The following is a 7,299-nucleotide window of genomic DNA, read 5'->3' as shown; positions in this document are numbered from 1 at the left end:
GAGACCCTGACCTGGGTCTCGGCCCGCGCCCTTGGCGGCCGTTGACGGCCGTTGCGCCGTCGCCCGTCAGCCGCGCGCGGCGGCCGGGCCCACCCGGCGCGGGCGGTAGAGCAGCGCCGCGCCGGCGAGTGCGGCGCTGGCGACCGCCAGCCCCACGGCCAGCAGCTCGGGCCACATGCCCGCCTCGCCCAGGCCGCTGCCCAGGGGAGACAGCACGCCGGCCCGGGACAGCGCGTGCAGGGCGATGATGATCATGGCCGCGGCGGCGCTCACCGTCCAGACCAGGGCGGTGTCACGCATCGCCAGCCAGCCGGCCAGCAGCAGGTACACGACGGCGATGGCCATCGAGAGCCCGGCGGCCGCCTGGGCGCCGTGCAGGTGCGACGAGTGCACCGGCAGATGGCTCAGACCACACAGCGCCAGGGCCGCGGCCGCGGGCCAGCGCAGTACGGACCGCAGCACACCGGGGACCGCGTAGCCCGGCTGCGGAGCCGCCTCGGCCGGCGAGGCCCACGGCGGGGCGCCGTGCCGCATGGTGTCGGCGGGCTGCCGGGACCAGGGGGTGTGCTGGGGCGGCCGGCCCATCGCGGGCTCACGCTGCGCGGTGGACAGCGGCTGACCGTTGTGGTCCAGGGGGCGGACATCGGGGTCGAGCACGTGCAGGGACGCGGTCGGCTCGGGTTCGCCGTGGCCGCCGTGACTACCGGGGCCGGGCGGGAAGGGGTCCGGCGGGAAAGGGTCGGCCATCCCGTGGCGACCGTCGCTGCCGCCCTTCGTACGGTCGAACAGCTCGATCAGCTGCGCCACCTCCTCGACGGACCGGTCGACGGCCACCGCGCGCAGCGCTTCCTGGCTCGACTCCGCGGTGTGCGGGGTGGCCCGCAGCATGTCGAAGAGCGCGGCGACCTCGCTCACCGGCCGGGAAACCACCGCCATCCGCAGGGCTTCATCGCCGGGGTTGGGAACGTCGCCGCTGCGCTTGAGCAGTTCCACCAGGGCGGCGACTTCCTCCAAGGGCCGATGGGTGACTGCCTCCCACAGAAGGGTGTGGGACGAGTTGTGCTCAGGGGGCATGGGCGGAAAGTGCTCGCCGGGTCCTGTCGATGACAGTTCGGCGTCGCCCCCACAGAGTGCTGGTTCGGATGTCATGGAGGGACTCCACTGAACGAGGGGAGCGTCAAACACCAGGAGCGCTGACACTCGGCGGACGTTGAGAGTGCTGTGCCTCAGCCAACGTCCCTTCGGTGTGCCCCCGCCATTCAGGAAGGCCATCCGGTGGAGACACGCCGGTACGCCCGGGCGCGCCGCCCCCGGCGGCCCCCTGTGACGGCGGCCGTATCCGCCCCGCCACGAGACGTGACGCTTCGACGTGCCGAGGTCCGCCGGGCCTGCTTCGCTGGTAGGTGGAGCTCCATACACCACACCGGTGGAGGACGGATCATGAGCGCAACAGGAGAATCCCACGGACGCATCCAGCAGATGCGCGACAAGGCCCAGGAACTGCAGGCGGCCGCGGAACGCGCCGGCGACCCGGAGGAGCAAAAGCGGCTCCAGGAGAAGGCGCGCAGGCTCCTGTCCCAGAGCGAGCAGGAAAGCGGTATGGCCAGCGGAGACATCTACCCCGCCGAGTGAGGCCGGGCAGTCCATGGCCGGCCGTGCGGGCTACGACGAGCACTTCCTCGGGGTGCCGGTACCGCTGCCGGTGCCCGCCGGTCCCGCCGTGGAGACGGTGGTGCTGCCCTACACCCACTTCACCGTGGTGCTGCGACCGGACCGGCGGATGGCGGCGGCCGCCGCGGTCTGCATCGACGGTGAGCGGCTGCCGGCGCAGGTGCCGCCGGAGCGCGACTGGCGGCTCGATCCGCGGCTGGACGAGGACCGGCAGACCGGCGAGGAGGTCTACCAGAACAACTCCCTGGACAAGGGGCACCTGGTGGGCCGGCCCGGTCCCGTGTGGGGCGAGGCCGCCGAGGCCCACCAGGCGCATGCGGACACCTTCCACTACACGAATGCCGCCCCGCAGGCGGATGTGTGCAATCGGAGCAGGCAGGTCTGGGAGGGGCTGGAGGGCTGTCTGCTCGGCCACGCCGCCCGGCCCGGCCGCCGGCTGGCCGTCCTCACCGGACCCGTACTGCACGACTCGGACCCGCCGTACCGGGGCGTCCAAGTACCGCTGCGCTTCTGGAAGGTGGCGGCGTTCCTCCGGGACGGCTCGCTGGCGGCGACGGCGTACGTACTCGACCAGAGCCCGGACCTGATCTGGGACGCCGAGCGTGCCCTGGCCGGGGCAACACCCGGGGCGCCCCCGGTGCTGGGTGCCTTCCGGACGTTCCAGGTGCCGGTGACGGATGTCGCCGAACTCACCTCGCTGAACCTGGGCCCCCTTCCTGCCGCCGATCTGATGCCCGTCGTACGCACCCCGGAGGACCGCTGGAAACGGCTCGCCTCGCCCGACGACATCGTGCTGCAGCGCTGAGGGGCCGAAGCCGCGAGCCGTACGGCCCGAGGGCGGCGGCCCCTGCACGGCACCGTGTGGGCGGGCCGCCCCTGCCTACTTGACGAATTCGGTGGTGTAGGTCTTCTTCAAGTCCACCGTGGCGTTCTTGAGGTTGGGGTTGAAGGCCTTCAGGACGCGTTCGACGGTGGCGGGGCCGTCGGCCGGCATCACCCCGTCCTTGGTGAACATCGGCAGGGTGTTCTTGATCGACCGGGCGTACAGTTCCTTGCCGCCCTGGGCGTAGTCGGACGGCATCTTCGCGGCGATCTGTGCGGCGGTGTGCGTGGACATCCACTTGAGGGTCTTCACGAAGGCGCGGGCCAGCTTCCGCACCGTCTCCTTGTGGCTGTTCACCCAGTCGGTGTTCATGTAGAGGCTGGACGAGGGGTAGGCGCCGCCGAGCGCCTTCTTCGAGCCCTCGGGGGTGCGCATGTCGACGAGGATTCTGCCGAGCTTCTTGTCCAGGATCTGCGCGACCGTGGGGTCCGTGGTCATCCCGCCCTGGATCGAGCCCTGCTGCAGAGCCGAGATGAAGGTCTGGCCGGCGCCGACCGCCACCGGGGTGAACTCGTTGGTCTGCACCCCGTTCTTCACCGCGAGGTACTTGGTCAGGAAGTCGGTGGAGGAGCCGAGGCCGGTGACGCCGAGCTTCTTGCCCGGGAAGTCCTTGGCCGAGGTGAGGTCGCCGGCCGCCTTCTCCGAGACGAGCTCGACCTCGCCGGGGGCGTGCGCGAGCTGGACCACCGATTCCACCTGCTTGCCCTTGACCTGCAGATCGAGGGTGTGGTCGTAGAAGCCGACGACGCCCTGCACGTCGCCGGAGACCAGCGAGGTGGTGGCCTGCACACCGGCCGGTTCGGTCAGCAGCGTGACGTGGACGCCTTCGTCCTCGAAGTAGCCGAGTTGCTGGGTGAGTCTCGCGGGCAGATAGATGACCTTGTCCAGGCCGCCCACCATGATCTTGATCTTGCCGTTCTGGTCGTCGGGGCCGGCGGACGGGGAGCCGCCGCAGGCGGTGAGGGTCGTCAGGGCGAGGGCGGTGGCGGCCACGGCGGCCGAAATCTTCCGTGCGGTGGGCATGGTCACGTCCTTGTGAGGTGGAGAGGAGAAGGAGGGAAGGGGGCTGCGAGGGGCGCGGGGCTCAGCGGCCGTCGCCGGCGTCGGCCGGCTTCCAGCGGAAGAGCCGCCTTTCGAGGAAGGCGAGCAGCCCCTCGGCGAGCAGGGCGACGACGGCGAGGATCACCATCGCGGCGTACACACCGGCCGCGTTGAAGGTGCCCTGGGACGCCGAGACCAGCAGGCCCAGGCCCTTGGTCGCCCCGATGTACTCGCCGACGATCGCGCCGATCAGCGCGAAGCCGAAGCTGACATGCAGGCTGGTGAAGATCCATGAGGTGGCGGAGGGGATCACCACCTGCAGGGTGACCTGGCGGTTGCTCGCCCCCAGGATCCGGGAATTGGCGACCAGGTTGCGGTCCACCTCCCGGGCGCCCTGGAAGGCGTTGAAGAAGACCGGGAAGAAGACGAGGACCACGGCGGAGGCGACCTTGGAGGCCGGCCCCAGACCGAACCAGATGAGGAAGATGGGGGCCAGGACGATGCGCGGCAGTGCGTTGAGCACCTTGATGTACGGGCCGAGCACATCGGCCAGGAAGCGGATGCGGCCGAGCGCGATCCCCAGCACCACACCCCCGATGACGCCGATCACCCAGCCGAGGAGCGCTTCGTAGAGCGTGTACCAGATCTGCTCCCACAGCGAGCCCTGCGGGGTGCCGTGCAGCGCCCACTGGCTCATCTGGTTCCAGATCCTGGAGGGCATGGAGAAGTTGAACGGGTCGATGACGGCGGCGCGGGCCAGCCACTCCCACAGTCCGGTCAGCGCGACGAGCAGCAGCACCCGGGTGCCGTGGACCAGGAGCTTGTGGTGGCGCGCGGCCCGGGCCCTGGCCTGTGAGCGGTCCGTACGGCCCGCTCGGGGCTTGGCCAAAAGCGCGGTTCCGGTCTCAGGCGACATCCGCGGCACCCCTCTCGCGGGTGATACGGACCTCTTCGCCGAGCGAGGACCAGATCTCCCGGTAGATCTCGAGGAACCGCGGCTCCAGCCGGACCGATTCGACCTTGCGGGGGCGCGGCAGATCGATCCGGAAAACCTCTTTGACGGTGGCCGGGCCCGCGGTCATGACGACCACCTTGTCGGCGAGGGCGATGGATTCCTCCAGGTCGTGGGTGACGAAGACGACGGAGGCACCGGTCCCCGACCACAGCTCCAGCAGTTCGTCCGACATCAGCGCCCGGGTCTGCACATCGAGGGCGGAGAACGGCTCGTCCATGAGCAGGATTCCGGGGTCGTTGACGAAGGTCGCGGCGAGGGCGACTCGTTTGCGCTGCCCACCGGAGAGCTGGTGCGGGTAGCGGTCCTCGAACGCCGCAAGACCGACCCGGGCGAGCCATTCCCGTGCCCGCTCTCTGGCCTCGGGCTTCGGTACGCCGCGGAACCGGGGGCCGGCCATCACATTCGACAGCACGGTGCGCCAGGGGAAGACCGCGTCCTGCTGGAAGACGAACCCGATCTTGTCGCCGATGCCGCGCACCGGCTCCCCGGCGACCAGTACGTCGCCTTCCGTGGGCTCTTCCAGGCCGCTGACCAGGGTCAGCATGGTGGACTTACCGCACCCGGTGGGGCCGACGACGGCGACGAACTCACCGCGTTCGACGACCAGATCCAGGTCCCGGACGGCCGTGTGCAGCGCCCCCGAGGGCGTCCGGAAGGCCTTGCTCGTACCCCGCAGTTCGATAGCGGGGCTCGTGTGGCTGTTCATGGGTCGGGAGGCTAGGAGTGATCCGGGCCACAGCGGCAGCCTTGTGGGCGCAAGCGACCTTTCTGCGCGCAAACCCTGTTGTGCTCATTTTGCTCACGCTAGAACGGCTAAGTCGTCACCAGGGGGTGTGCGGGTGCTCACGCACGGCTTACGGTGCGGTGATCGCGAAGCAAAAGGTGCGGGCCCTGGCGAGGTGAAAGACGCAGGCATCGCGCAGTGAAAAAGGAAGATTCGGTTCCGCAAGGGTGCGGAGGGCGGAGACAAGGGAGACCCGATGCGGATCCGCTGGCCCCGACGGGTCTTTGCACAGGTGCTCACCGCGCAAGTCGCCCTGACCACCGGCGTCATGGTGCTCGCCACCGGCCTGTTCCTCGCCCCGCTCAGCTCCGAGCTGGACGACCAGGCGATGCGCCGGGCGCTGTCCATCGCCCAGACCACCGCCGCCGCTCCGGACCTCGCCCGGGAGCTGGTCACCACCGAACCGGCGGCGCACGGGCCGGTGCAGGCCGAAGCGGAGCGGATCCGTACCGCGACCGGGGCGCTGTACGTCGTCGTAATGGACACCCACGGGGTGCGCTGGTCGCACACCCACACCGACGAGATCGGCCGGCATGTCTCCACGGACCCGAGCCGGACCCTCGCCGGGCGGCAGGTGCGGCAGATCGACACCGGGACGCTGGGGCGGTCGGCCCGCGCCAAGGTGCCGCTGCGCGACGGCCGGGGCCGGATCGTCGGTGCGGTGTCGGTCGGTATCGCCTACGACAGTGTCCGGGGGCGGCTGTTCGGCACCATCCCCGCGCTCCTGCGGTATGCGGGCGCGGCGCTGGCCGTCGGGGTGCTGGCCGCGGTCGCGCTCTCCCGGAGGCTGCGGCGTCGTACGCACGGGGTGGCGTTCGCCGATATCTCCGCCCTGCTCGACGAGCGGGAGGCGATGCTGCACGGCATCCGGGAGGGCGTCGTCGCCTTCGACCGGCGCGGCCGCATCCGGCTGGTGAACGACGAGGCCGCGCGGCTGCTGGGCCTGGACGCGCGGGCCGCGGGCCGGGCGCTGGACGAGGTGCTGCCGCCGGGGCGGACGACGGATGTGCTGGCCGGGCGGGTGGACGGCACGGATCTGCTGGCCGTCAGCGGCGGGCGGGTGCTGGTCGCCAACCGGATGCCGACCCAGGACGGCGGGGCGGTGGTGACCCTGCGGGACCGCACCGAGCTGGAGCTGCTGGGCCGCGAACTGGACGGCACCCAGGGGCTGCTGGACGCGCTCCGGGCCCAGGATCACGAACACGCCAATCAACTGCACACCCTGCGCGGGCTGCTGGAACTGGGCCGGTACGAAAAGGCAGTGGAGTTCGTCAGCGAAGTGGCCAGCGCCCAGCGGGCCTCCGCGGAACAGATCGCGGAGCGGGTGCACGACCCGCTGCTGTCCGCACTGCTCGTCGGCAAGGCAGCCGTCGCCGCCGAACGCGGGGTGTCACTGCGGATGTCGTCCACCACGCTGCTGCCCGATGCGGTGGTCGACCCGCGCGACCTGGTGACCGTGCTGGGCAACCTCATCGACAATGCGCTGGACGCCACCGGGGAGCGCCGCCGCGACGAGCCGTTCGTCGAGGTGGAGTTGCGGGCCGAGCACACGACCGCCGTGCTGCGGGTCTCGGACACCGGGCCCGGGGTGCCGCCGGAGCTACGGGAGCGGATCTTCGCCGAGGGCTGGTCCACCAAGGCCGCCGCGCCCGCCCCCGGAACCGGGCCGTCCGCCCGCCCGGTGGCCTTCCACCGCGGCCGGGGCATCGGCCTTGCGCTGGTGCGCCGGCTCGCCGAGCGCTACGGCGGGATGGCCCGGGTGACCGCCCGCGCGGGCGGCGGTGCGGTCTTCACCGTCGTCCTCCCCGAAGCACTCGCCCGGCACGACGACGCACCCGTGCGCCGGCTCACCACCGCGGGAGATCCACGGTGAAGCGGGCGGGTCACGACGAAAGGAGCACCACG

At 71.2% G+C, this 7,299-nt stretch carries 7 protein-coding genes; 3 read left to right on the top strand and 4 right to left on the bottom strand.

Annotation, left to right across the window (positions count from 1 at the left end):
• Nucleotides 1-66: 66 nt before the first annotated feature.
• A complete protein-coding gene (locus ABZ851_RS36775) occupies nt 67-1,074 on the bottom strand; it encodes a hypothetical protein (RefSeq protein ID WP_361136987.1) in 1,008 nt (335 codons plus the stop codon).
• Nucleotides 1,075-1,440: 366 nt separating this feature from the next.
• Here ABZ851_RS36775 and ABZ851_RS36770 point away from each other — a divergent pair, with 366 nt between their 5' ends.
• On the top strand, nt 1,441-1,632 hold the full coding sequence (locus ABZ851_RS36770; protein WP_328389578.1) for a DUF6381 family protein: 192 nt from the start codon (nt 1,441-1,443) through the stop codon (nt 1,630-1,632).
• 13 nt (nt 1,633-1,645) lie between these two features.
• Entirely contained in the window at nt 1,646-2,476 is an 831-nt protein-coding gene (locus ABZ851_RS36765; protein WP_361136984.1) for a DNA/RNA non-specific endonuclease, read from the top strand.
• A 75-nt stretch (nt 2,477-2,551) separates the two neighbouring features.
• Here the strand turns inward: ABZ851_RS36765 and ABZ851_RS36760 are convergent, their stop codons facing one another.
• From ABZ851_RS36760 to ABZ851_RS36750, 3 genes are all read right to left on the bottom strand, one after another.
• A complete protein-coding gene (locus ABZ851_RS36760) occupies nt 2,552-3,577 on the bottom strand; it encodes an ABC transporter substrate-binding protein (RefSeq protein ID WP_361136982.1) in 1,026 nt (341 codons plus the stop codon).
• A 61-nt stretch (nt 3,578-3,638) separates the two neighbouring features.
• Nucleotides 3,639-4,511, bottom strand: a complete 873-nt coding sequence (locus tag ABZ851_RS36755) for an ABC transporter permease (protein WP_361136980.1) — start codon at nt 4,509-4,511, stop codon at nt 3,639-3,641.
• Nucleotides 4,501-5,316 carry an ABC transporter ATP-binding protein gene (locus ABZ851_RS36750; RefSeq protein WP_361136979.1) on the bottom strand — a complete coding sequence of 272 codons (816 nt, stop codon included), beginning with the start codon at nt 5,314-5,316 and terminating at the stop codon, nt 4,501-4,503. Before ABZ851_RS36750 ends, ABZ851_RS36755 begins: the two co-directional genes overlap by 11 nt.
• Nucleotides 5,317-5,590: 274 nt before the next feature.
• Here ABZ851_RS36750 and ABZ851_RS36745 point away from each other — a divergent pair, with 274 nt between their 5' ends.
• Nucleotides 5,591-7,267, top strand: a complete 1,677-nt coding sequence (locus ABZ851_RS36745; protein WP_361136977.1) for a sensor histidine kinase — start codon at nt 5,591-5,593, stop codon at nt 7,265-7,267.
• Nucleotides 7,268-7,299 lie beyond the last annotated feature (32 nt).

Origin of the sequence: Streptomyces sp. NPDC047049 (assembly GCF_040643995.1) — a bacterium.
GTDB lineage: Bacteria > Actinomycetota > Actinomycetes > Streptomycetales > Streptomycetaceae > Streptomyces > Streptomyces mooreae.
This window is presented reverse-complemented; position numbering and strand designations above follow the sequence as displayed.